2 protein-coding genes are annotated in these 2,361 nt (G+C 59.7%); both read left to right on the plus strand.

Features of this window, described 5'->3' with window-relative positions; translation table 11 throughout:
* On the plus strand, positions 1–1,245 hold a 1,245-nt coding region (locus HQL63_16255; protein MBF0178374.1), incomplete at its 5' end, for an FAD-dependent oxidoreductase.
* Positions 1,246–1,414: 169 nt separating this feature from the next.
* Entirely contained in the window at positions 1,415–2,296 is an 882-nt protein-coding gene (locus HQL63_16260) for an outer membrane protein assembly factor BamD (GenBank protein MBF0178375.1), read from the plus strand.
* Positions 2,297–2,361: the final 65 nt, after the last annotated feature.

Raw genomic sequence — 2,361 nt, forward strand, 5'->3', positions numbered from 1 at the left:
CAACAGGGCCGCCGGCCATTGCTCCTGGAATCCGCCAAAACGCCGGGTGGTCGTCTCCGCTCGTTTCCGGACCGGCGTATGGGCGAAGAGCTGGATCATGGTCCCCACCTGCTGCTTGGGGCCTGCCAGGAGTCCCTGGCCCTTTTGCAGCAACTGGGCACCCGGAAACATCTGTGGCAACCTGACCGAATGGTGTTGCCCTTTTGGACCTCCGAAGCCGGTTGGTACCAACTGGACTGCCCGGATTGGCCGACACCCTGGCATCTCCTGGCCGGCCTGTTGCGCATGCCAGGCATCTCCCTGCACGAACGCTGGCTGGCCATGCTGTTGGGCAGGCGTCTGGCCGGGGGAAAGTTGCCCCCGCCCGGTCAAACCGTCAGACATTGGCTCCAGGAACAGCAGCAAAGTGTCAACATGCTGCGCTTGTTGTGGGGGCCACTCTGCCTGGCCATCATGAACGAACCGCCAGCCTCTGCGGATGCGGGGTTGTTCGTGACTGTGCTGGGGCGGGTGCTGCTTGGCGGGCGCGAAGCGGGCAAAGTGCATATCCCCCGCATACCGCTCACCCGATTGCTGGCTGAACCAGCCCGGCAGGCGATTGAGCGACAGGGGGGCGACGTGCGTTGCCAATCTCCTGTCCAACATTTGGAAACGAAAGGGGATCGGGTGGTTGCTGTGGTGACGGCGCGCGAACGCCTGGCGGTGCATGGACCGGTGATTTCCACCCTGCCCCACCATGCCCTGGCGCGCATCCTGCCAACGTGGAACCCAGGTTGGCTGGTGCCCCCGGTCTATGCCCCGATTGTCTCCGTGCATCTGCGCTGGTCCCTGCCAGGGGGGTTGCCCGAGCCCCTGGTCGGAACGCCTGACGGGGTTTGGCAATGGTTTTTTGATCGCAACCGATTGGCGGGAGCGGACGCAGGGCAACCGGCCCGCATCAGTGCGGTCATCAGTGGCGCCTATCGGGAGGTGCATTGGCCCACGGAACGCCTGTTGGCCCAGGCACGGCAGGAGGTGATCGCCCTGGCCCCGGCCTTGGCGCATGCAGGCGTGGTCACGGGACGAGTCATACGGGAAAAACGGGCCACATTGGCGCCATGGCCAGATCTTGTAGCCTCCCGGCCTGGGACGTTGACGCCGTGGCGCAATCTGTTTCTGGCCGGAGATTGGACCAACACCGGCCTGCCAGCGACGATTGAATCCGCAGTGGTCAGCGGACGCCTGGCAGCAGAAAAGTCGGGATGACTCTCCCCTGGAACGCATCTTGCGCATTGTCGGCAAAGCTCTTCCGGGCCATGGTGCGGACGTTCCCTCGTCAAACGACCCGGTATTGTCATATCATGCACGATATCAACCAGATAAGTCAAGGATCGACTCCTGTGTTTCAAGTTGGGCAAGGAAGGACATTGCATTCATGAACAAGTCATTGTCGACCATTCTGCTGGTCATCGTCCTGCTTTTGACAGGCTGTAGCAGCACCCCGGAAAAGGAGAGAAACGATCCCCCGGAGGTTCTCTACCGCGAGGCGATCGAGGCGTTGCATGAAAAAAAATATACGACTGCGACAAAATTGTTTCAGGAGATCGACCAAAAACACCCTTTCTCGCCTTGGGCTGTCCGTTCGCAGCTCAATGTGATCTATTCCCAGTTCAAGAAGGAGGAGTATGACGAATGCTCCAGTTCGGCGGAGCGGTTCATTCGCCTGCACCCGCGCCATGAAGGTGTCTCGTATGCCTACTATATGCGTGGCATGGCCGACTTCATGCGCATATCCGATCCTTTGCGCGATCAGAACCGAACCCGACAGGCGGCTGTGGCCCTGCGAGAGGTGATGGTGCGTTTTCCCAACAGCGACTATGCCCAGGAAGCGAAAAAAATGCTCAACCTGTGCAATGATCGTATGGCTGCCCAGGAGGTGGTGATCGGTCGTTTTTATCTGGATCGGGATCAGTTCATCGCCGCCGCCAATCGTTTCCGGCGGGTGGTGGAAAATGCCGATTACAGCCGCACCCCCTATGCGGAAGAGGCCTTGTTCAGTCTGGTGTTGACCTCTCTGCGACTGGGAATGACCGAAGATGCCCGCCACTATGCCTCCGTTCTGGGACATAATTTTTCCAGCGGTCTGTTTTACAAGCAGGCCAAGGCCATGGTTGATGGACTGGGAACCCTCTCCAAGGATGACATCCTGGCATTACGCAACTCCCTGGACGAAAAATCGTTCCTGAAGTCTTTCTTCGAGGGGATCGCCCCCGGGGTTCCCGGTCTGACGGACCAGATAAGTCAGCAGAACCGCTAGTGGCTCAACTGTGTTGATTTGATGTGCAGGCAAGCCATGAATCGGGGTCCAGGGGGCTGGCTCCC

This window comes from Magnetococcales bacterium, assembly GCA_015231175.1.
GTDB lineage: Bacteria > Pseudomonadota > Magnetococcia > Magnetococcales > DC0425bin3 > HA3dbin3.

What these genes read in the sequence shown, in the direction of transcription:
- HQL63_16260 (MBF0178375.1), top strand. Translation starts at nt 1,415, where the DNA reads ATGAACAAGTCATTGTCGACCATTCTGCTGGTCATCGTCCTGCTTTTG.